Origin of the sequence: Streptomyces sp. NBC_00094, from assembly GCF_026343125.1 — a bacterium.
Lineage (GTDB): Bacteria > Actinomycetota > Actinomycetes > Streptomycetales > Streptomycetaceae > Streptomyces.
Window position 1 is genome coordinate 5,644,194 of sequence record NZ_JAPEMB010000001.1, and the last position, 21,761, is coordinate 5,665,954.

The following is a 21,761-nucleotide window of genomic DNA, read 5'->3' on the forward strand; positions in this document are numbered from 1 at the left end:
TTCTTTCAGGGCTCGGTTCGCCTCCGGGGCGCTGGAGCCGGGGGAACGGGGACGGCCGTGCTCGAATCGCTCGTTCCTCACGATCCTCCGCGCGCCCGTCCCCGTTCCCCCGGCGCGCCCCTTCGGCTCACTCGCCGGGCGCACGCGAACCGGCCCCGTCCGAAAGGGACGGGGCCGGTGACCGTGCGGCGGTCAGCGGCGCGGCGCGGTGTCCGGTTCCTCCGCGTCCGTCGACCAGACCTGCCAGGGCTGACGGGCCACCCACTCCTCCACCGGGGCCGGTTCGAGCGCGAGGACCTCCGACGACACTCCGTCGTCGCCCGCCATGAGCAGCGGGTCCGCGTCGCTCGCCATGTAGTGGTAGACACCCGCCACCCCGGCCGCCGCCTCCGGGCCGAGGAGCGTGGCGAGCCCGTGCTCGAAGTCGACCGGATCCAGCTCCTGGTACCGCACCGCCCGGCCGAGGCCCCGGCCGAAGGCCTCCGCCAGTTCCCCGCCGGTCAGCGCCGCCGCGCCGCCGATGTCGAAGGTGCGCCCGTCGAGACCCTCCTCGGTCAGCGCCGAGAGCGCCGCCTCCGCCAGGCCCCGGTGCGAGATCCACGCCGTCCGCGCGGACTCCGGCAGCGGATAGGCGAGCACGCCCTCGTCGACGAGGGCGGGACCGTTCCACGGGGAGAAGAGGTTGTCGAGGTAGACCGGCGGCCTGATCACCACCAGTGGCACCCCGCTGTCCCGCAGCACCCGCTCCGCGAGGCGCCGCGTCTCGAACGCGGCGAACTCCGTCGGGCCGTGCGGGATCCGGGTGTTGGCGTTGTAGACCAGCCGTACCGTGCCCGCCTCCAGCGCCGCCCCCGCGATGTTCCGCGCGTACGCCTCCACCCGCTCGGGGTCGTACACCAGCGGCATCGTGACGAACGCGTGGGTCGTTCCCTCGAAGAGGCGCCGCACGTCGGCAGGCCGCCCCAGGTCACCCGGGAGGAAGGAGGCGCCGGGCAGCGGAGGCCGGTCGGCCTCGGGGCGCCGCGTCAGCGCCCGGACCCGGTGGTGCCGCTCCGCCAGCAGACGGGCCACCGCGCCACCTTGGAATCCGGTCGCGCCCACGACCGCCACCCGCATCGGAATCTCACTGGACATGTGTTTCTGAGGCCCTTCGATAGGCTGTCGCTGCTGTCGTGCCGGCTGCTTCCAGGCTCGTCGCGACGGCTTCGGCCGTTCAATTAACAAACCGGGGCGGAAGTTGAAGGATCGTCCATGGAAACCGTGGGAACCGACCGTCACGACCAGCGCGACCGGCACGACCGGACCGCCGAGCGCGAGGACCTGCTGAGCGAACTGCTGAAACCCCTCCGGCTCACCGGAGTCTTCGACAGCCGCTGGCACGTCCGCGCCCCCTGGGCCATCGAGGGCGACGCCGAGCGCAGCTGCGCCGTCCTCCACTACGTCGTCGAGGGCGACTGCTGGATCACCACCGACGGGGAGTCCTCCGTCGAACTCCACGCCGGAGACCTCGTCGTCTTCCCGACCGGCACCGCGCACCGCCTCTCCGACCGGCCCGAGCGCCGGGGCGTCCCCCTCAAGGCCGTCCTGCCCGAACGGCAGCCCGGCACCTCCGGCGAGATCGTCATCGACGGCACGGGACCCGAGGCCCGGCTCCTCTGCGCCGGACTCCACTACGACGCCAGCGCCGCCACCGGCCTCTACACCTCACTGCCCTGGGCCCTCGTCCTCGACGGCGCCCAGGTCGAGCGCGAACCGCTGCTCCGCGACACCCTCCGGCTGCTCGCCGCACCCGACCGGCCCGTCGGCCCCGGCGACCGGCTCATCACCCTGCGCGCCTTCGAGATGGCCCTCGTCCTCGCGCTCCGCCCGCTCCTGCGCGAACTCGCCGACAACCCGACCTCGCTGCCCCTCCTGCGGCACCCCGGCATCAGCCGCGCGGTCGTCATGATGGCGACGCGGTTCGCCGAGCCCTGGACGATCGACTCCCTCGCCCGGGAGGTCGGCATGTCCCGCTCCGCGTTCACCGCCGCCTTCCGCGACCTGGTCGGCGAGTCCCCGGCCCGCTACCTCGCCGCCCGCCGCATGCAGGAGGCCGTACGGCTCCTCTCCGAGACCTCGCTCCCGCAGTCGGCCCTGCCCGCCAGGGTCGGCTACCAGAGCGCCGTCGGCTTCCACCTCGCCTTCCGCAAGTGGTTCGGGGTGACCCCGGGCGAGTACCGGGCGGGGGCCGTCACGGCCGCCTGACCCGGTCGCGGCGCCGCCCGCCGACGGTCGCGGCGGCGCCAGACGGCGGTCGCGGTGCTGCCCGACGCCCCTCGCGGCGTCGCTCGACCCGGATCGGCGCCGCGAGGTCCAGGCGGCGCGCCGGGGCTGGACGGTTCTTAAGGACCCCTGGACGGACGTTCATTGCCCGGACGCACCTCGCCGGACAGGCTCGGGACGGCAGAGCCGTGACACCCGAGGAGAGGCGAGCGACCGGTGACGAGGTCCGGGCAGGAGTATCTGGAGGCGCTGCGGGACGGGCGCGAGATCTGGCTCGACGGGGAGCGCGTCAAGGACGTCACCGCGCACCCCGCCTTCCGGGCCTCCGCGGCCTCCTTCGCCGGTCTGTACGACCTCGCCGACGACCCCGTGCACCACCCCGTCCTGGTCCAGGGCGGGGTGCGGCGCGCCTACGCCGTGCCCCGCTCGTACGAGGACCTGGTGGCCCGGCGCCGGGCCTTCCGTACGACGGCCCGGGCGAGTTACGGATTCCTCGGCCGCACCCCCGACTACCTGGCGGCCGGCGCGGCCGGGTTCGCCGCCGCGCCCGCCGTCTTCACCGGGGACACCTTCGACGGAGCCGAGCACGCCCTCGCCTTCCACCGCCGGCTCGCCGAGGGCGACCTGCACGCCGCCTTCACCCTCACCAACCCCGCCTCGGGCCCCGGCGAGGACGACCTCACGCTCCGGATCGTCGGGGAGCGGGACGGGGGGATCGTCGTCCGCGGCGCCAAGACCATCGGCACCGGGGCGGTCTTCGCCGACGAGATCCTCGTCGGCACGATCGAACCGCTGCCCGCCGACGACACCGAGCACGCCGTGACCTTCTCCTTACGGCTCGACACCCCCGGCGTGAAACTGATCTCCCGCACCTCCTACGAGGCGCGCTCCCGGTCCGTCTTCGACCACCCGCTCTCCTCCCGGTACGACGAGAACGACGCGATGCTCGTCTGCGAGGACGTGTTCGTGCCCTGGGAGCGGGTCCTCACCTACCGGGACCCGGCCACCACCGGCGCGATCTGGTGGCAGACGCCCGCCTACCTGAACTTCGTCCACCAGTCCGCCACCCGCTTCTGGACGAAACTGGAGTTCCTCACCGGCCTCGCGATCCTCGTCACCCGCTCCCACGGCACCGAGAACCTGCCGCCCGTCACCCAGGCCGTCGGCCGGCTCCTCGGCATGGTCGCCCAGGCCAAGGCCTTCGTCCTCGCCGCCGAAGCCTCGTACGAGGAGGTCGACGAGGGCCGCGGCGGGGTCCGGCCGGGCCAGGAGATCTCCTTCGCCCAGCGGATCATGGCCGGCGAGCTCTACCCGCGCGCCGTCCAGGACATCAAGCTCCTCGCCGGCGGCGCCCTCGTCCAGCTCCCCGCGAGCGGCCGGGACCTCCTCCACCCCGAACTCGGGCCGCTGGTCCGGCAGTACTTCCGCACCCCGGGCCACCCCGCCGAGGACCGCCTGAAGCTCCTCAAACTGGCCTGGGACGCGCTCGGTTCCGAGTTCGCGGGCCGCCACGAGCAGTACGAGCGCTTCTACCACGGAGCCCCGCACGTCTACCTGACCATGCAGACCTGGGCGGGCTCCGCCGCGGAGTGCGAACGGCTCGCCCAGTCCTGCCTCGACGGCTACGGCCTGGGGACGACCCGGTGACGAAGCCGCCGGCGGCGCGGCGCGGGGCACTCGTCCTCCTCGCCGCCACCCAGCTCCTGCTGATCACGGACACCGCGATCGTCAACGTCGCCCTGCCCTCCGTCGGCGCCGACCTCGGGTCCGGCTCCGCGAGCCTCTCCTGGGTCGCCAACGCCTACCTGATCACCTTCGGCGGACTGCTCCTCCTCGCGGGCCGCTGCGCCGACCTCCTCGGCCACCGGCGGGTCCTCCTCGCCGGCCTCGCCCTGCTCGCCGCCGCCTCGGCCGCCGGCGGCCTCGCACCCGGGGCCGCCGCGCTCGTCGCCGCCCGGGCCGCCCAGGGCGTCGGCGCCGCCCTCGCCGCGGCCGCCGCCTTCGCCCTGCTGCTCCTGCTCTTCCCCCACGGACCCGCCCGGCACCGGGCGCTCGGAGCCTTCGCCGCGATGGGCGGACTCGGCGGAGTCCTCGGTACGGTCCTCGGCGGCGTCCTCACCGAACTCCTCGGCTGGCGCTCCACGTTCTGGCTGAACGTGCTGCTCGCCGCCGTGCTCGCGATCCTGGCCCTCCGTCTCCTCGACGACCGCGCCGGCCACCTCGGCGGCGGCTTCGACCTCGCCGGGGCGCTCACCGCGACCGCCGGAACCGGGCTCGTCGCCTACGCGCTCGTCGGCGGGGCCGCGTCCGGCTGGACCTCCGCCCGCACCCTCGGCGCCGGGGGAGCCGGGCTCGTGCTGCTCCTCGCCTTCGCCGCCGTCGAGACCCGGGCCGCCGCGCCCCTCGTCCCGCCCCAGGTGCTGGCCCGCCCCGCGCTCCGGCTCGCCAACGTCCTCGCCGCGCTCGCCCAGACCGCCCTGTTCCCGATGTTCTTCCTGGTCAGCCTCTACCTCCAGAGCGTCCTCGGGTACGCGCCCCTGGGCGGCGGCCTCGGCCTGCTGCCGCTCTCGCTCGTCGTCGTCGCGGTCGCCCCGCAGACCGGCCGGCTCCTCTTCCGGATCGGCCTGCACCGGACCATGACCCTCGGCTTCGTCCTGCTCTGCGCCGGCACCCTGTGGCTGGCCCTCGCGCTCACCGCCGACGGCACCTTCGCGAGCACGGTCCTCGCCCCCAGCCTGCTCCTCGGCGCCGCGCTGCCGCTCGTCATGGTCACCACCAACGTGGCCGCCACCGCCGAGGCCGCGCCCGAGGAGACCGGACTCGCCTCCGGGCTCGTCAACACCAGCCAGCAGTTCGGCTCCGTCCTCGGCCTCGCCGTCCTGGTGGCCGTCGCCACCTCCCGTACCGAGGCGGGGGACGCCACCCGCGCCGCCGCCGAGACGGCCGGCTTCCGCGCCGCGCTGCTCACCGGCGCGGCCTTCGCCGCCCTGGCCGCCCTGCTCTCCGTACGCCTCCACCTCCCGGAGCGGGCCCCGGCCCCCGAGGAGGCCGGTGTACCCGAGCGACGCTGACCGGCACCACCTTCCGAACGATGCCCACGACCACCGGCACGTGAGCCGAAGGGGCGCGCGGCCGTCGACAGCCGCGCGTGCGCCCCGGAGGCGAACCGAGCCTCAAACGAAAAGGAGCGTTCCTTGTTCGGCGATCCGCGTCATCGGACCGAGGACATACGAGCCGCCGACCCGCTGGGCGCCGACGCCCTGCTCGCCGCGGTGCCCGCGATGAACGCCGCGGGCGACACGGCCGCCCTGGCCGTCGCGCTGCGCGCCCTGCTCCCCGACCCGGACCGGGCCGCGGAGTGGAGCGTCGGGGACGCGCTGGCGGCGATGCGGGACCTCGGCATCCTGCTCGGCTCGCTGAAGCGGCACGGAGTGCAGCCGCTCGCGGCCGTCCCCGAGGCGCTTCCGGTGCTCGAACTCCTGGGCCGCCGCACGGACATGGTGCCCCGGGACACGGTCCACCACTACACGACCTGGAACCCGGTCGGCCGGCGCCGCCGCTCGTACACCGGCCACCCGGCGGAGGCCCGGCTCCAGGAGGCGGTCCGGATGGTGTTCCCGGGCCTGGTCGCGGCGCTCGACGACTGCTCCCGGATCGCCCGGCTCGAACCGTACGACCCCGGCTTCGCCACCGCCTTGGACCGGGTCGCCCGGCACCTGCGGGCGATGGTGGACTCGATCGACCTCACGGTCGCGCAGGTCTCGCCGGAGTACTTCGCGGTGACCCTGCGGCCGTACTTCGAGGAGGTCGAGGTGGCGGGCCGCGACTACCTGGGTCCGGCCGCCGCGCAGGTCCCGCTCTGGCCGGTCGACCTGACGCTCTGGCAGTGCGACCGCCCCGACCCCGCCTACGACGCCTTCCTGGCCGAGTCGCTGCCGTACGCGCTGCCGGCCTGGCGGGAGTTCCACGACCGGCACCGGGGCGGGGTGTCGGCGGTGAGCAAGCTGTCGGCGGCGGTCGACCGGCTGCGGGCCGACCGGCTGCCGTCCCCGCTCTCCGCCTCGGCGGCCGCGCTCGGCCGGGTGTTACGGATCCTCAAGACGTTCCGGGCCCGCCACATCGGCATCGCCCGCAAGGCGTACAGCGACGACCTGCGCCGGTACGAGGAGGGCAGCGGCGGCGCCCCCGTCGCGCTGCTGCGCTCGATCCTCGACCTCACCAGGGAGAACGAGACCATGGTGCGCCGTTCGACCGAGCGCCGCCGGCCCGCCGGGGCCCCTGCCGGACCGACGGCCGCGTAGCGCCGTGAAAGGAGCAGTCGAGATGTCGTCCCCCCTCTCCTCCCTGTACGGGAACGGGCCGCACGTCGTGATCGCCGGTGGCGGTGTCGCCGGGCTGACCACCGCGCTCTCCCTGCACGCCGCCGGATTCGAGCGGGTCACGGTCGTCGAGGCGGCGCCCGCGATCCGCCCGGTCGGCGCCGGACTCAACCTGATGCCGAACGCGGTCCGCGAACTGGACGCGCTCGGCCTGCTCGACGCGCTGGCCGCGGGCGCGCTGCCCACCCGCGAGCTGCGCTACTACCACCGGTCGGGCGGCCTGATATCCCGTGAGCCGCGCGGCCTCGGCGCGGGCTACCGCTGGCCGCAGCTCTCGGTGCACCGCGCGCACCTCCAGCAGGTCCTGGCGGGGGCGGTACGGGCCAGGCTCGGCGCGGCGTCGCTGGTGACCGGGGTCCGGGTGAGCGGGGTGGAACCGCTCCCGGACGGCCGGCCCCGGCTGCGCCTCGAACACCGGTCGGGGGCCGCCAGGGGCCGGGCCTCGCTCGAACCGGACGTGCTGGTCGGCGCGGACGGCATCCGGTCCGCGGTCAGGGCGGCGCTGCACCCGGGCGAGGGCGGGCCGCCGTGGAACGGGATGCTGGTGTGGCGGGGGGTGTCCCGGATGCCGGCGCGGGCGGTGGGTTCGTTCATGGTCGTCGCGGGTGACAACCGGCAGAAGGCCGTGGTGTACCCGATGAGCCGGCCGACGGGACCGGACCGCGAGGTCCTGGTGAACTGGGCGCTGGCCCGCCCGGCTGACCCCGGGTGCTGCGCGTCCGGGGCGGAACGGTCGCGCGGCGACTGGGACCGCTCCGTCCCCGTGGAAACGTTTCTCCCCTTCTACGAGGGATGGGAGTTCGACGGCGTCAGCATCCCCGCCGTGCTGCGCGCCGCCGACTCCGCGCACGAGTACCCGATGGTCGACCGCGAGCCCCTGGCCCGCTGGACCCACGGCCGTACGACCCTCGTCGGCGACGCCGCCCACGCCATGTACCCGATCGGCTCCAACGGGGCCACCCAGTCGATCGTCGACGCGCGCGCCCTCGCGCACGCGCTGGCCCTGCACGGTGACCCGGCCGAGGCCCTCGCCGCGTACGAGCGTGACCGCCGGCCCGCCATGACCGCGCTCCAGCACGCCAACCGGCGGCTCGGCCCCGAGGTCGTCATCAACCTCGCCCACGAGCGCGCGCCGCACGGCTTCACCGACATCCACGAGGTCATCCCGGCGGAGGAACTCGCCGCGATCGCCGGGCGGTACGCGGCGACGGGCGCCTTCGACCCGGCGACGGTCAACCAGGGCTCCCCGTACGAGGTCCCGCTGCCCGCCGTCGGGTGAGACACGCGGGGCGGTGACGTCCCGGGCCGTCGACGGGCCGGGGACGGGCCGGGGACGGCGGCCACACGTCGGGCGGCCCCCGGCCTCCTGCCCCCGGCCCCCAACCCCCGGCGACACGCCATGACGCGCCGTCCGTCGCGCTGATCGTGTGCCGCGCCGCGCCGGGTCACGCGCCGTGGCCCGACCGGGCCGGGTGCCCTACCGTCGGAGCGGAACGACGGACGCACAGCGTGGTGCGTCCACTCCGCTCCGTACTCGCCTGCGAAGGTGGAACGCGTGAAGGCAATCCGTCGATTCACCGTGCGTCCCGTCCTCCCCGACACCCTTCGACCCCTCGCCGACCTCGCGCACAACCTGCGCTGGTCCTGGCACGAGCCCACCCGCGCGCTCTTCGCGTCCCTCGCCCCCGAGGGGCGGACCGGCGCCGATCCCGTCCGGGTCCTCGGCGCCCTCGAAGCGCCCCGGCTCGCCGCGCTCGCCGCCGACTCCGGCTTCCTCGCCCGGCTGGCGGCCGCCGCCGAGGACCTCGACACCTATCTCCACGCCCCCCGCTGGTACCAGGGCCGGTCCGGCGAGAACCCCGCCGCCCTCGCCTACTTCTCGCCCGAGTTCGGCGTCGCCGCCGCCCTGCCCCAGTACTCCGGCGGCCTCGGCATCCTCGCCGGAGACCACCTCAAGTCCGCCAGCGACCTCGGCGTCCCCCTGATCGGCGTCGGCCTGCTCTACCGTCACGGCTACTTCCGGCAGTCCCTCGCCCGCGACGGCTGGCAGCAGGAGCAGTACCCCGTCCTCGACCCCGGCGAGCTGCCGGTGACCCTGCTCCGCGAGGCCGACGGCGCCCCCGCCCGGATCACCCTCGCCCTGCCCGGCGGGCGCAGCCTGCACGCCCACATCTGGATCGCCCGGGTCGGTCGCGTCCCCCTCCTCATGCTCGACTCCGACGTCGAGGAGAACGCCCCCGGCGAACGGAGCGTCACCGACCGGCTGTACGGCGGTGGCAGCGAGCACCGGCTCCTCCAGGAGATGCTCCTCGGCATCGGCGGCGTCCGCGCCGTCCGCACGTACACCCGGCTCACCGGCACCCCCGACCCCGAGGTCTTCCACACCAACGAGGGCCACGCCGGACTCCTCGGACTCGAACGCATCCGCGAACTCCAGGACGAGGGGCTCGACTTCGACAGCGCCCTGGAGACCGTCCGGGCCGGCGCCGTCTTCACCACCCACACCCCCGTCCCGGCCGGCATCGACCGCTTCGACCGGAGCCTGGTCGCCCGCCACCTCGGCGAGGACGGCGCCCTCCCCGGTGTCGACACCGGCCGGGTCCTCGCCCTCGGCGACGAGACCCCGCTCGGCGGCGAACCCGGCGTCTTCAACATGGCCGCCATGGGCCTGCGTCTCGCCCAGCGCGCGAACGGCGTCTCCACGCTCCACGGCGCCGTCAGCCGGGCCATGTTCGCCGGGCTCTGGCCGGGCTTCGACGCCGACGAGGTGCCGATCACCTCCATCACGAACGGCGTGCACGCCCCCACCTGGGTCGCCCCCGAGGTCGGCCGGCTCGGCCAGGACCCCGCCGACCGGGAGCTGTGGGAGCTGCGCCGCACCCTGCGCGAACGGCTCGTGACCGACGTACGGGAACGGCTCCGGGCGTCCTGGCGGCAGCGCGGTGCGGCCGCAGCCGAGCTCGGCTGGACCGACTCCGTCCTCGACCCCGACGTCCTCACCATCGGCTTCGCCCGCCGGGTCCCCTCGTACAAGCGGCTGACGCTCATGCTGCGTGACAAGGACCGGCTGCGGGCGTTGCTGCTCCACCCCGAGCGGCCCGTGCAGCTGGTCGTCGCCGGAAAGGCGCACCCCGCCGACGACGGCGGGAAGCGGCTCGTGCAGGAGCTGGTCCGCTTCGCCGACGACCCCCGGGTCCGGCACCGGATCGTCTTCCTGCCCGACTACGGCATGGAGATGGCCCGGGACCTGTACCCCGGCTGCGACGTCTGGCTCAACAACCCGCTCCGCCCCCTGGAGGCCTGCGGCACCAGCGGGATGAAGGCCGCCCTCAACGGCTGTCTCAACCTCTCCGTCCTCGACGGCTGGTGGGACGAGTGGTTCGAGCCCGACTTCGGCTGGGCCATCCCGACCGCCGACGGCGCGGCCGCCGCCGACGAGGAGCGCCGCGACGACCTGGAGGCCGCCGCCCTCTACGAGCTGATCGAGCGCCGCGTCGCGCCCCGCTTCTACGACCGGGGCCCTGACGGGGTGCCGGCCGGCTGGACGGCGATGGTCCGGCGCACCCTCGCCGACCTCGGCCCGAAGGTCCTGGCCGACCGGATGGTCCGCGAGTACGTCGAGCGGCTCTACGTCCCCGCCGGCGCGGCCCGCCGGGCGCTCACCCCGGACCGGGCGAGGGAGCTCGCGGCCTGGAAGGCCCGGGTCCGGGAGGCGTGGCCCAAGGTGTCCGTCGACCACGTGGAGATCGGCGACGACCTCGCGGAGACGGACGCCGAACTCGGTGCGACGCCCGTCGTCCGGGTCGGGGTCTCCCTCGGCGGGCTGAGCCCCGACGACGTCGAGGTCCAGGCGGTCACCGGCCGGGTCGGCACCGACGACACCCTCGTGGACACCCGTACCGCCACGCTGAAGCCGGCGGGCGGCCCGGACCTGGAGGGCCGGCAGCCCTACGCGGGCACCCTGGAGCTCGACCGCACCGGCCCCTTCGGCTGCACGGTCCGCGTCCTGCCCGCCCACCCGCTCCTCGCCCACCCGGCGGAACTGGGCCTGGTGGCGCTGCCGGAGGAGACGACGGGGGAGGGAGCGGGAGTCCTGCTGCGGTAGCGCGATGGTCTTGGGGGTGTCCTGCCGATCAGGCCGGGCTCGCGGGGCTGATCGACAAGGCACCCCCTACGGCACCTCGGCCTTGTCGGCGAGGTGCCCGTCGACGAAGCACAGCCGGTACACCGGGACCGCGGCGAGCAGCGTGGAGCGGTAGTACCGGCACTCGTCCATGCCGGGCGGCTCCGCCGGAGCCCCCTTCGGCGGGCCGTCCAGCGGGTGGTCGGGCAGGTCCTCGGCGTCGGTGATGTCGGTGAGCGACTGACCGGTCCGCATCCGGTCGTAGTCGTCCGGCTCCAGGTACGACTGGTGCTGGGTCCAGAGCGCGACCCCGGCCATGAGCAGGCCGAGCGCGGCGAGCAGGGCGAGCGGGATCCAGATCGCCTGTGCGAGGCCCTTGCGGACCTCGCGGCGGGCCCGGTCCAGCTCCCGGGCCGAGGTCGGCGCGGTCGGGGAGGCGTACGCGGTGGGGGAGGCCGCCACCGGCCCGGTCGCGGAAGCCGTCGGGATGCCGGTCGGGGAGGCCGTCGGGATGCCGGTGGGGGAGGCCGTCGGGCTGCCGGCCGGTGCCCGGCGCGGCAGGGTCGCCCGGACCGCGAAGCCCCCATCGGGCGTGGGCCCGTGGGTCAGGGAGCCGCCCGCGAGCCGCACCCGCTCGTCGAGGCCGACCAGACCCGTGCCGCCCGAGGCCGGCGGTGGCCCGGCCGAGCCGGGGGCGCTCACGACGTCCACGGTGACGCGCTCGGGACCCGCCTCGACCCGGACGTCCACGCCGCCGCCCGGCGCGTGCTTCGCCGCGTTGGTGAGTGCCTCCTGGACCACCCGGTGCAGCGCCCACCCGGCCATCCCGTCCGGCTCGTGCCCCTCCCCGGTGACCGTCAGGGTGACCGCGAGGCCGGAGGCGCGGGCCCGGGCGACGAGCTCCTCGACCGGTGCGCCGCCGGGGGCCGTGGGCGCCGGGTCCTCGTCGGGCTGCCGCAGGACGCCGATGACGTCCCGGAGACGGGCCGTCGCGTCGGCCGCCGCGCGGCGCAGCTCGCCGGCCGCGTGCTGCTGGGCGGGGCCGAGGGCCGGGTCGACCTCCAGGACGCCGGCCCGTACGGCGATCAGGGCCAGGTCGTGGCCGAGGGAGTCGTGCATGTCGCCCGCGATACGGGACCGTTCCCGCAGCCGCTCCCGGTCGGCGACGGCCGCCTGCTCCCGCTCCATCCGGTCGGCGAGTTCCCAGCCGCTGTGCACGAGACGGTCGTACTGGCGGACGTAACGGCCGATCAGCCAGGGCGCGACGACGGCGAGCGCCAGCGCGAGCAGCAGCGTGAACCACTGGCCGAGCGAGGTGCTGGTGATCCGGGTGAGGAGCAGCCCGACGGCGGCCACCGCGCCGAACAGCCAGAGCGCGCCCCGGGTGTGCTCCTGGCGGCGCCCGGCGAGATAGCCGAAGGCGACGAGCGCCAGGCTGTACGAGGGCGTGAACAGCTCCAGGGTGGCGGCCAGGCTCAGCGCGACCGTCACCGCGATCGGCGCCGGCGGCCACTTCCGGCTGATCGCGACGCAGCCGCCGAGCACCACGACGCCGACGGCGACCTGCGGCCAGCTCCCGCCGTCGTTGGGGTCCGACCGCAGCAGGACCGGGACGCACAGCAGCAGCCACAGCCCCAGGTCGAAGAGCCGCTCACGCATCGGGGACCACACCCGCCTCGTACGCGAGGACCGCGAGCTGCACACGGTTGCGGAGGCCCAGGCGGCCGAGGACGGCGCTCACGTGCGCCTTGACGGTGCCCTCGACGACGTACAGGCGCTCGGCGATCTCCTGGTTGGAGAGCCCGGCGCCGAGCAGGGCGACGACCTCCCGTTCCCGGCCGGTGAGCGGCTCCAGGCGGGTCCGTGCCTCGGCGGCGCGGGCGAGGCGCTCGCCGCCGAGGGTGTCGATGACCCGGCGGGCGACGGCGGGGGAGAGGGCGGCGCCGCCCCCGGCCACGGCCCGGACCCCGGCGATGAGTTCGCGCGGGTCGCCGGACTTGAGCAGGAAGCCGCTGACGCCGAGGCCGAGCGCCCGTGCGATGTAGGCGTCCTCGGAGAAGGTGGTGAGCATGACGACGGCCGTGTCCGGAACGGTCCCGCGCAGCTCCCCGGCGGCGCCGAGTCCGTCGAGCCGGGGCATCCGGATGTCGAGCAGGGCGACGTCGGGCCGGTGGAGGCGGGCGAGCTCCACGGCCTCGTGGCCGTCGCCGGCCTCGGCGACCACCTCGATCCCGGGGTCGGTGGTGAGGATGGCCCGGACCCCGGCCCTGATCATCGTCTCGTCGTCCGCCAGCAGCACCCTGATCATGCGCCCCAGGGTAGGCAGAAGCGCGGACGCCCGGAGGGAAGGTTCCCTCCGGGCGTCCGTCACCTCACTTCAGCGCGCTTCTCGTTGCGCCTTCCGGGGTTACGGGAAGGTGAGCTTGAAGGCGTTGATGTAGCCGGTGTCGATCGAGGCCTTGTCCTGGACGCGGAGCTTCCAGGCGCCGTTGGCGACCTCTGAGGAGGCGTTCACGGTGAAGGTCTGGACGATGTTGTCGGCGCTGCCGCCGGACCGGTTGCTCAGGCTGTAGACCGAGCCGTCGGGGGCGATGAGGTCGACGACGAGGTCACCGCGGTAGGTGTGGACGATGTCCACGCCGACGGCGAGGTTGGTCGGGGCGTTGCCGGTGATCCCGGTGACGTTGACCGTCGAGGTGACCGCGGCGCCGGGGGAGTCCGGGATGGACACGTCGGCCGTGTTCTCGAAGGACGTGCCGGTGGGCGGGGTGCCGCCGCCGGAGCGCGGACCCACGTTGATGGCGGCCCAGGCGTCCTCGACGGCCGCGACCTCGGGGCTGGTCGCGCCGTAGAGCGCCTTGGCGACGTCGACCGTGCCGGTGCGGGCACCGGCGTAGTTCGTGGTCGTGCCCCACTTGGTGGTGAGCGCCTTGAACCAGATCAGCGCGGCCTTGTCCCGGCCGATGCCGGTGACGGGCAGGCCGTCGGAGGTCGGCGAGTCGTAGGTGACGCCGTTGACGGTCTTGACGCCGCTGCCCTCGGAGAGCAGGTAGAAGAAGTGGTTCGCCGGGCCCGAGGAGTAGTGGACGTCGATCGAGCCTATGCCCGAGTACCAGGCGTCCTTGGACGAGCCGTCCTTGCTCGGCTTGTCCATGTAGCGCAGCGGGGTGCCGTTGCCGCGGATGTCGATCTTCTCGCCGACCAGGTAGTCGCCCGGGTCGTTGGAGTTGTTGGCGTAGAACTCGACGGCTGCCGCGAAGATGTCCGAGGTGGCCTCGTTGAGGCCGCCGGACTCGCCGCTGTACTGGAGGCCCGCGGTGTTGGAGGTGACGCCGTGCGTCATCTCGTGCGCGGCCACGTCGATGGACGTGAGCGGCTTGGTGTTGTTGGCGCCGTCGCCGTACGTCATGCAGAAGCAGGAGTCCTGCCAGAAGGCGTTGACGTACGCGTTGCCGTAGTGGACGCGGGAGTACGCGCCGACACCGTCGCCGCGGATGCCGTTGCGGCCCTGGACGTTCTTGTAGTAGTCCCAGGTGAGCGCGGCGCCGTAGTGCGCGTCGGCGCCGGCGGTCTCCAGGTCCTGCGGGGTGCCGTTGCCCCAGACGTCGTCGCTGCCGGAGAACAGCGTCCCGGTGCCCGACGTACCCCGGTTGAGGTTGTACGTCTTGTGGTTGCCGCGGGTCGTGTCGGTCAGCGTGTACGAGGGCGCCGTGCCGAGCGTGACCGAGCCGCTGTACTGGGTGTTGCCGGTGCCGGTCTCGACGGCCTGCCACTCGTACAGCTTCTTGCCGGTCTTCGCGTCGGTGACGACGTGCAGCTCGTTCGGCGTGCCGTCGTGCTGGAGACCGCCGACGACGGTCTCGTACGCGAGGACGGGAGCGCCCTGGGCCATCCAGACGACCTTGCGCGGGGCGCGCTCGGCGGCGGCCTTGTCGGAGCCGTCCGCCTGGGCGAGGCCGACGGCCTGCTTCTCGGCGGCGGCCGGCGTGACGGTCGCGCTGGTGTCGACGTTCTTCAGCTCCGCGCGGGAGGCCTTGGAGACGCTCTGGGTCGCGCCGGCCTTGGACTCCTCGACGACGAGGTCGCCGCCGAGGACGGGCAGTCCGGCGTAGGTGCGCTCGTAGCGCGTGTGGGTCGTGCCGTCGCGGTCCTGCACGACGTCACGGACGACCAGTTTCTCCTGGGCGCCGAGGCCGAGGGCCTTGGCCGTGGCGGCCTTGTCGGCGTCGGCGGCCTTGATGAGCGCGGTGCGCTCGGCCGGGGAGAGGTCGGCCGGGAGCTTGCCGGGGTTCGCCGAAGTGCCCTGCTGGGCCTTCGAGGCTGCGCCCCAGGGGGTGTTGGCCGCGGTGGCGGAACCGGTCTGGACGCTCACGGCGAGCATGGCGGCGGCAGCGATCAGAGCGCCGGTCGCGGTGGCGCGGCGGCTGGGCGTGGATCTCACGCAGACTCCTTATGCGAGGGGGGTACCGGCGGACTGGGTCGGTCCGTCCGGGCGGAGCAAGGAGAGCTGTGGAGCACGTTCGGGTGAAGCGGCGAACAGTGATGCGAAGAGCCGGGGAGAGAGTGACAGGAATGACGGGGACCTGTCAGGAGTGCATCGACAAGTTGGCCGGAATTCGTCCGCTGCCCGTACGTCCGTGTTCGTTAACCGGACGTTTCGTCGATCATGGACGCGATGCCGTCCAGCGTTCGCTGGAGCCCGAATTCGAAGAGCGCGTCCAGGTCCAGACCGAAGTCTCCGCCGCTGCTGACGGAGTTCAGCTCGGGGTACGAACCGCCCGCCTGGATCGCGTCGAACCGTGGCTCATTCTGTTCCATCCACTCGCCGTCGGAGATCCCTGTGTCCTGCCGCGCCTGCTCCTCCAGATCGGCCGCCATCGACAGTCCCTGGACGTAGGCGAAGATCAGCAGATGCGCGTGGAGCTTCTCCGTGTGCGTCAGCGGAGTGCCCCGCAACGACTGCAGCACCCACTCCAGGTACGCCATCGCGTTCCGCGTCGCGACCGGCCGTGTGAACGAGGCCATCGCGTGCGCCATCCACCGGTGCCGCTCGTACACCCCGCGCAGCCAGCGCGCCCCCCGCTCCAGGCCCACCCGCCACTCCGCCGGCACCGGCCCCAGCGGCACCTCGCCGCAGGCCGCGTCCGCCATCAGCCGCACCAGCTCGGCCTTTCCCGGCACATGGCGGTACAGCGTCATCGTCGACACCCCGAGCGCCGTCGCCACCCGGCGCATCGTCAGCGCGTTCAGGCCCTCGGCGTCGGCCAGTTCGAGTGCCGTCTCGACCAGGCGCTCCCGTGACAGCGGCTCGGCGCCATCCGCTTGCGCGTGTCGTCCCGCCGGGGCGACGACCACCGTGCCCACCCCCGGCTCCGGCCGCACCAGACCCTCCTGGCGCAGCACCCCGAGCGCCTTCGTGGCCGTCGCCATCGCCACGCCCCACTCGCGCGTGATCGCCCGCGTCGACGGCACCAGGTCGCCCGGTGACAGCTCGCCCGCCCGGACCCGGCGGCGGAGCTCGGCGGCGATGGCGAGGTAGGGCGGCTGGTCCGTCACGCGGCGGAGTGTACTAGTGCGGTCGGGACGGTGTACGCCTTGGTGTGGCGGGGTTCTGACGGTGTGATGCCCGGTGCACTAGGGCGGGAGTGGCCTTGTACGCCCGTCGCTGCTTCCTTGCTCCCATGACACTCACCGCAAGCCCCGGACACACCGCGGGACCCGGGCCCTCCCGCGCCGGGCGGCGCGAATGGGCCGCCCTCTGCGTCCTCATGCTGCCCCTCCTCCTCGTCTCCATGGACGTCTCCGTCCTCTACTTCGCCATCCCCTCCATCAGCGCCGACCTCCGCCCCGGAGCCACCGAACAGCTCTGGATCCTCGACACCTACGGCTTCGTCCTCGCCGGACTCCTCGTCACCATGGGCGCCCTCGGCGACCGCGTCGGCCGCCGCCGGCTCCTCCTCGGCGGCGCCGCCCTCTTCGGCGTCGCCTCCGTCGCCGCCGCCTACGCCCACACCCCCGGCGCCCTCATCGCCGCCCGGGCCCTCCTCGGGCTCGCCGGCGCCTGCCTCATGCCCACCACCCTCGCCCTGATCCGCACCCTCTTCCGGGACCCGGCCCAACGGGCCAAGGCCGTCACCCTGTGGACCTCCGTCATGGCGAGCGGCATCTCCCTCGGACCCGTCGTCAGCGGCGCCCTCGTCGAACACTTCTGGTGGGGGTCGGTCTTCCTCGTCAACCTGCCCGCCATGGCCCTGCTCCTCGTCCTCGGACCCCTCCTGCTTCCCGAGTCCAAGGGGGCGGCCACTCCCGGGCCGTTCGACCTGGCGAGTGCCGGGCTCTCCCTCGCCGCGCTGCTGCCCCTCATCCACGGGATCAAGGAGCTCGCCAAGGACGGGTGGGCGCCGCTGCCCGTCCTCGGCGTGGCCGGCGGACTGATCCTGGCCGGTGTCTTCGTCCGCCGACAGCGTCGGATCGCCCATCCCATGGTCGACCTCGCCCTGATCCGTACCCGGGCCTACGGCGGCTCCGTCCTCGTCAACCTGCTCGCCATGGTGGCGACCGTCGGCTTCGCCGTCTTCCTCACCCAGTACCTGCAGTCCGTCCTCGGCCAGAGCCCGCTCGAAGCGGCCCTGTGGAGCCTGGTCCCCACCCTCGGCGTCCTCGTCGCCGCCCCGACCGCCGCGGCCCTCGCCCGCCGGGTCGACCGGGCGTACGTGATGGGGGGCGGTTTCCTCGTCTCCGCCGGCGGCTTCGCCTGGATGGCGGGCGTCGACCGCGCCACCCCGCTCTGGGTGGTCCTCGTGGCCTGCGCCCTCTACGCCGCCGGGCTCGTCTCCGCCATGACCCTCGCCAACGAACTCGCCCTCGGCGCCGCCCCGCCCGAGCGCGCGGGCGCGGCCGCAGCCGTCCTCGAATCGGGCCAGGAGCTCGGCGGGGCGCTCGGCATGGCGATCCTCGGCTCGATCGGCGCCGCCGTCTACACCGCCGCGATGCCCCCCTCGGCCCCCGCCGCCGCCCGGGAGACGCTGGGCGGTGCGCTGACGGGGACGCCGGACGTCCTCGACGCGGCTCGTTCCGCCTTCACCGAGGCCATGAGCGGTGCCGCGGTGGGGGCTTCGCTGCTGATGCTCGTCGCTGCCGTGATGTCGGTCGTCCTGTTGCGGGGGCGTACCTGAGTGATGGCCGGGCGGGAGACGTTCCGGGGCCGGTGCCCCCGCCCGGCGGGTTGCCGCTCAGCCCACCAGGCTGTCCCGCCAGGCGCGGTGCAGGCTCGCGTACTGGCCCTCGTTCCTCACCAGGGTCCTCGGCGTGCCGTCCTCGATCACCCGGCCCGCCTCCATCACCAGGACCCGGTCCGCCACCTCGACCGTGGAGAGGCGGTGGGCGATGACCACCGCCGTACGGCCCGCCAGGACCGTGTCCATCGCCCGCTGCACCGCCCGTTCGCCCGGCACGTCCAGCGAGCTCGTCGCCTCGTCCAGGATCAGGACCGCCGGGTCCGCCAGGAGCGCCCGGGCGAAGGCCACGAGCTGGCGCTGGCCCGCCGAGATGCGGCCGCCCCGCTTGCGTACGTCCGTGTCGTAGCCGTCCGGGAGGCCCGCGATGAACTCGTGGGCCCCGATCGCCTTCGCCGCCGCCTCGATCTCCTCGCGGGTGGCGTCAGGGCGGCCGATCGCGATGTTCTCCGCCACCGTCCCGGAGAAGAGGAACGCCTCCTGCGTGACCATGACGACACCTCGCCGGAGCTCCGGTGTGGCGAGGTCCCGGAGGTCCACCCCGTCGAGCAGGACCCGGCCGTCCGTCGGGTCGTAGAAGCGCGCCAGGAGCTTCGCCAGCGTCGACTTGCCCGCGCCCGTCGCGCCCACCACCGCCACCGTCTGGCCCGCCGGGATCGCCAGGTCGAAGGTGGGCAGCACCTCGCCGCCCGTGCGGTAGGCGAACCGGACCTTCTCGAAGACCACCTCGCGGCCGGGTGCGCCCGTGCGCGCGGGCAGCTCCCTCGGCTCCGTCGCCTCCGGGACTCCCGGCTCCTGCGCCAGGAGACCCGCGATCTTGGCGAGGCTCGCCGCCGCCGACTCGTACGAGTTGAGGAACATCCCGAGCCGGTCGATCGGGTCGTACAGGCGCCGCATGTACAGCACGGCCGCCGCCAGGACGCCCAGCTCCAGGGTGCCGTCCGCGACGCGGTACGCCCCCCACAGGCACATGCCCGCCACCGCCGTGTTCGCGACGAGCCGCGAACCGACGACGTAGCGGGCCATCTCCAGGAGCGCGTCGCCGTTGCTGAGCTCGTGCCGGCGGTTGAGCGCCGCGAACTCGGTGTCGTTCGTCTCCTCGCGGCGGAACGCCCGGACCGGGCGGATCCCGTTCATCGTCTCCGCGAACTTCACGATCACGCCCGCGATGGCCGTGGACCGCTCGGCGTACACCGCGCCCGCGCGGCGGCGGTAGAGCCGTACGAGCAGGTAGAGCGGGACGAAGGAGGCCACGGCCACCCCACCGATGCCCAGGTCGAGCCAGAGCAGGATGACGGCGATGGAGACGAAGGAGAGGACGACGCCGATCAGTTCCTGCAGGCCCTCCGAGAGCAGCTCGCGGAGCGACTCGACGTCCGTCGTCGAGCGGGAGATCAGGCGGCCCGAGGTGTAGCGCTCGTGGAAGTCGACGCTCAGGACCTGCGCGTGGCGGAAGATCCGGCCGCGCAGATCGAGCAGCACGTCCTGGTTGACCCGGGCAGCCACCCGTACGAAGGCGTACTGGAGGAGTCCCGAGAGCGTGGCGCAGAGCAGGTAGCCGAGCGCGACCGCCACCACCGGGCCGTGGTCTCCCGCCCGGAAGGCCGGGACGCCCCGGTCGATGGCGTACGCGACGAGCAGCGGTCCCGCCTGGATCGCCACCTCCTTGACGAGGAGGACGAGCGCGGCGACCGTGACCCGCAGCCGGTGCGTGGCGAGCAGCGAGCGCAGCAGCGCGCCCGTCGCTCCCGGCGGCGACGGCAGGTCGTCGCGGTCGAAGGGGTCCGTCGGCGGTGTGTCGGGCAGGGGCGCGTGCGGGGCTTCGTCCCTCGTCGCGACGGTGGTGTCCGTCATCGGTCCTCGTTCCCCTCGGTGCCGGCCTCGTCCGTGCTCGTGTGCCCGGCCCTGTCCTCGCCGGACATCAGCCAGGCGTACTCCTCGTTGCTCCGCAGCAGTTCCTGATGCGTGCCCACCGCCGCGATCCGGCCCCGGGAGAGCAGCGCGACCCGGTCGGCCAGCATCACCGTCGACGGGCGGTGCGCCACGACCAGTGCCGTCGTCTCGCGGAGGACGTCCCGAAGGGCCGCCTCCACCCGTGCCTCCGTGTGCACGTCGAGCGCCGAGAGGGGGTCGTCGAGGACCAGGAAACGGGGCCGGCCGACCACCGCGCGCGCCAGCGCGAGCCGCTGCCGCTGACCGCCCGACAGACTCAGGCCCTGCTCGCCGACCTGCGTCGCCGCGCCCTCCGGCAGCCGGTCGACGAAGCCGTCCGCCTGCGCCAGGCCGAGGGCGCGCCGCAGCTCCGGCTCACCGGCCCCGGCCTCCGCGCCCATCAGGACGTTCTCCCCGACGCTCGCCGAGAACAGCGTCGGCTCCTCGAAGGCCACCGACACCAGGGTCCGCAGCCGCTCCCGCTCCATCAGCGCGATGTCCTCGCCGTCCAGCAGGATCCGCCCGCCGGTCGCCTCGTGCAGCCGCGGTACGAGCGCGGTGAGCGTCGTCTTGCCGGAGCCGGTTCCGCCGACCAGGGCCAGGGTCTCGCCGGGGCGGATGTGCAGATCGATCCCCTCCAGAACGGGCGGGGTGTCCTCCGACGCGTCCGGGTAGCGGAACGACACGCCCTCGAACCGCACCCCGCCGGGGCCGTCCTCCGCCCCGGGGGCCGTGGCGGAGCCCGTCGTCTCCGGCTCCTCCTCCGCGTCCATCACCTCGAAGTACCGCTCCGTCGCGGTCGCCGCCTCCTGGCTCATCGCGAGCAGGAAGCCGATCGACTCGACGGGCCAGCGCAGCGCGAGCGCCGTCGACAGGAACGCGACGAGCGTGCCCGCCGTCAGGTCCCCGTCCGCCACCTGCACGGTGCCGAGGACCAGCGCCGCCCCGATGGCCAGCTCGGGGACGACCGTGATGACCGCCCAGATCATGGCGAGCAGCCGTGCCTTGGTGAGCTCGGTGCCGCGCAGCAGCTCCGCGAGTGCCTTGAAGGCGCGCGCCTGGCTGCGGTGCCGGCCGAAGCCCTTGACGATCCGGATGCCGAGGACGCTCTCCTCGACGACCGTCGTCAGGTCGCCGACCTGGTCCTGGGCGCGCCGCGCCACGACCCCGTACCGGCCCTCGAAGAGCGAGCAGACGATCACCAGCGGCACCACGGGCGTGAGCAGCACCAGGCCGAGGGACCAGTCCTGGGCGAGCAGCAGGACGTAACCGGCCAGGATCGTCACCGCGTTGACCAGCAGGAACGTCAGCGGGAAGGCCAGGAACATCCGGACCAGCATCAGGTCGGTCGTCCCGCGCGAGAGCAGCTGCCCCGACGCCCACCGGTCGTGGAAGGCGATCGGCAGCCGCTGGAGCCTGCGGTACAGGTCGGCCCGCATCCGCGCCTCGACCCCGGAGAGCGGCCGCGCCACCAGCCAGCGCCGGTACCCGAAGAGCACGGCCTCGGTGATGCCCAGGAGCAGCAGGTAGAGCGCGCCCAGCCACACCCCGCCGGGATCGCGGTCCGCGACGGGCCCGTCCACCATCCACTTCAGGACGAGCGGGATGACGAGCGACAGACAGGACGCGACGATCGCGACGAGCGCGGCCGTGAACAGCCGCGCGCGCACGGGGCGGACGTACGGCCACAACCGCAGCAGTACGCGCACCGCCGAGCGGTCCGGGGCGGTCGCGGGGGAATCCGCGGGGGATTCTTCTGGGGGCAAGGGTTTCTCGGGCATCAGGTCCGACCATACGGTTCACCACTGACACGTCTCATCCGGTTTTCCC

The 21,761-nt window shown here is 74.0% G+C and carries 14 protein-coding genes; 7 read left to right on the forward strand and 7 right to left on the reverse strand.

From position 1 onward, the window contains the following. Positions 1-192: 192 nt before the first annotated feature. The gene (locus OG580_RS25230; protein ID WP_267045944.1) at positions 193-1,134 is read right to left on the reverse strand and encodes an SDR family oxidoreductase; all 942 of its coding nucleotides are present in this window, start codon (positions 1,132-1,134) and stop codon (positions 193-195) included. A gap of 117 nt (positions 1,135-1,251) precedes the next feature. Between OG580_RS25230 and OG580_RS25235 the strand changes: the two genes are divergently transcribed. The 6 genes from OG580_RS25235 (at position 1,252) to glgP (ending at position 10,746) form a co-directional block, all read left to right on the forward strand. Further along, positions 1,252-2,244 (forward strand): AraC family transcriptional regulator, encoded by a 993-nt coding sequence (locus tag OG580_RS25235; RefSeq protein ID WP_267045945.1) that lies wholly within the window; start codon positions 1,252-1,254, stop codon positions 2,242-2,244. 234 nt (positions 2,245-2,478) lie between these two features. Next, entirely contained in the window at positions 2,479-3,909 is a 1,431-nt protein-coding gene (locus OG580_RS25240; protein ID WP_267045946.1) for a 4-hydroxyphenylacetate 3-hydroxylase family protein, read from the forward strand. Beyond that, complete coding sequence (locus tag OG580_RS25245; protein ID WP_267045947.1) at positions 3,906-5,333, forward strand: MFS transporter; 1,428 nt, start codon at positions 3,906-3,908, stop codon at positions 5,331-5,333. Before OG580_RS25240 ends, OG580_RS25245 begins: the two co-directional genes overlap by 4 nt. A gap of 123 nt (positions 5,334-5,456) precedes the next feature. Then, positions 5,457-6,563: a monodechloroaminopyrrolnitrin synthase PrnB family protein gene (locus OG580_RS25250; protein ID WP_267045948.1), complete on the forward strand. Its 1,107-nt coding sequence runs from the start codon at positions 5,457-5,459 to the stop codon at positions 6,561-6,563. A 22-nt stretch (positions 6,564-6,585) separates the two neighbouring features. Next, positions 6,586-7,920: an FAD-dependent monooxygenase gene (locus OG580_RS25255; RefSeq protein WP_267045949.1), complete on the forward strand. Its 1,335-nt coding sequence runs from the start codon at positions 6,586-6,588 to the stop codon at positions 7,918-7,920. 276 nt (positions 7,921-8,196) lie between these two features. After that, a complete protein-coding gene (gene glgP / locus OG580_RS25260; protein ID WP_267045950.1) occupies positions 8,197-10,746 on the forward strand; it encodes an alpha-glucan family phosphorylase in 2,550 nt (849 codons plus the stop codon). A gap of 66 nt (positions 10,747-10,812) precedes the next feature. Here the strand turns inward: glgP and OG580_RS25265 are convergent, their stop codons facing one another. The 4 genes from OG580_RS25265 to OG580_RS25280 form a co-directional block, all read right to left on the reverse strand. Further along, positions 10,813-12,423: a histidine kinase gene (locus OG580_RS25265; protein ID WP_267045951.1), complete on the reverse strand. Its 1,611-nt coding sequence runs from the start codon at positions 12,421-12,423 to the stop codon at positions 10,813-10,815. After that, positions 12,416-13,072, reverse strand: coding sequence for a response regulator transcription factor (locus tag OG580_RS25270; protein WP_267045952.1), 657 nt, complete (start codon positions 13,070-13,072; stop codon positions 12,416-12,418). Before OG580_RS25270 ends, OG580_RS25265 begins: the two co-directional genes overlap by 8 nt. Before the next feature lie 99 nt (positions 13,073-13,171). Further along, a complete protein-coding gene (locus tag OG580_RS25275) occupies positions 13,172-15,205 on the reverse strand; it encodes a M4 family metallopeptidase (protein ID WP_267045953.1) in 2,034 nt (677 codons plus the stop codon). Between the two features lie 203 nt (positions 15,206-15,408). Continuing rightward, a complete protein-coding gene (locus tag OG580_RS25280) occupies positions 15,409-16,320 on the reverse strand; it encodes a TetR/AcrR family transcriptional regulator C-terminal domain-containing protein (RefSeq protein WP_267045954.1) in 912 nt (303 codons plus the stop codon). A 125-nt stretch (positions 16,321-16,445) separates the two neighbouring features. On the opposite strand from OG580_RS25280, the gene OG580_RS25285 reads away from it, so the two are divergent. Beyond that, entirely contained in the window at positions 16,446-17,939 is a 1,494-nt protein-coding gene (locus OG580_RS25285; protein WP_267045955.1) for an MFS transporter, read from the forward strand. 57 nt (positions 17,940-17,996) lie between these two features. On the opposite strand, the gene OG580_RS25290 is transcribed toward OG580_RS25285, so the two are convergent. Continuing rightward, the gene (locus OG580_RS25290; protein ID WP_267045956.1) at positions 17,997-19,853 is read right to left on the reverse strand and encodes an ABC transporter ATP-binding protein; all 1,857 of its coding nucleotides are present in this window, start codon (positions 19,851-19,853) and stop codon (positions 17,997-17,999) included. Further along, positions 19,850-21,712 (reverse strand): ABC transporter ATP-binding protein, encoded by a 1,863-nt coding sequence (locus OG580_RS25295; protein ID WP_267045957.1) that lies wholly within the window; start codon positions 21,710-21,712, stop codon positions 19,850-19,852. Before OG580_RS25295 ends, OG580_RS25290 begins: the two co-directional genes overlap by 4 nt. Positions 21,713-21,761 lie beyond the last annotated feature (49 nt).

Excerpts from the sequence above, each read along its gene's own strand:
- OG580_RS25230 (WP_267045944.1), bottom strand. The coding sequence starts at position 1,134 with ATGTCCAGTGAGATTCCGATGCGGGTGGCGGTCGTGGGCGCGACCGGA.
- OG580_RS25235 (WP_267045945.1), top strand. The coding sequence starts at position 1,252 with ATGGAAACCGTGGGAACCGACCGTCACGACCAGCGCGACCGGCACGAC.
- OG580_RS25255 (WP_267045949.1), top strand. The coding sequence starts at position 6,586 with ATGTCGTCCCCCCTCTCCTCCCTGTACGGGAACGGGCCGCACGTCGTG.
- OG580_RS25265 (WP_267045951.1), bottom strand. The coding sequence starts at position 12,423 with ATGCGTGAGCGGCTCTTCGACCTGGGGCTGTGGCTGCTGCTGTGCGTC.
- OG580_RS25270 (WP_267045952.1), bottom strand. The coding sequence starts at position 13,072 with ATGATCAGGGTGCTGCTGGCGGACGACGAGACGATGATCAGGGCCGGG.
- OG580_RS25285 (WP_267045955.1), top strand. The coding sequence starts at position 16,446 with ATGACACTCACCGCAAGCCCCGGACACACCGCGGGACCCGGGCCCTCC.
- OG580_RS25290 (WP_267045956.1), bottom strand. The coding sequence starts at position 19,853 with ATGACGGACACCACCGTCGCGACGAGGGACGAAGCCCCGCACGCGCCC.
- OG580_RS25295 (WP_267045957.1), bottom strand. The coding sequence starts at position 21,712 with ATGCCCGAGAAACCCTTGCCCCCAGAAGAATCCCCCGCGGATTCCCCC.